General features: G+C 61.0%; 1 pseudogene. It reads right to left on the reverse strand.

From position 1 onward, the window contains the following. Nucleotides 1-80: 80 nt before the first annotated feature. Nucleotides 81-503: pseudogene (locus tag EN749_RS37005) on the reverse strand (conjugal transfer protein TrbL); the annotation flags it as partial.

The raw sequence follows: 503 nt of genomic DNA on the forward strand, positions 1-503 counted from the left end.
CGTAGTACGGCAAGGGAGACTCGGTTTCCTTCGCCGGTCCCCCAGCGCTTTCCTTCACATCGCTCATTGGTGCCCCAAAACTATGCGGGATCCGTCAGCTTTCGGGAAAGCCGCGCATATTCCGCTGAATTCTCGTACTTTCTCTGGGCGAGGCTCACGCGCGCCCGCTCGCGACCCGCCAGGCGTTCCTGCCGCGTGCTCCAGCCCATGCGTCCCATCAGCGTCCGCTGACCGGCTTGGCCCATCGATCCGAAAGCGCCGCCGTAGAAGCGCCCAAACGAAGGCGTTCCAATACCAATTCCGCCTGCGAGTGAGGCGGCAACGTTGGTGATCTGCGACAGCAGCAGCACGCCAACAAGGCAGATCAGGATGAGCGGGGCGGCTTCGGTCAAAGTCGTAGTCGCGGCACCGTTCGACCGGTTAACCGCGTCGAAATAGGTCTGGGTGATCGAGATGAAGAAGGCGCAGAAGGCGTAGACCAGAATCTGCACACACATGTACTG

It is taken from the genome of Mesorhizobium sp. M7A.F.Ca.ET.027.02.1.1, from assembly GCF_004022985.1.
Classification (GTDB): domain Bacteria; phylum Pseudomonadota; class Alphaproteobacteria; order Rhizobiales; family Rhizobiaceae; genus Mesorhizobium.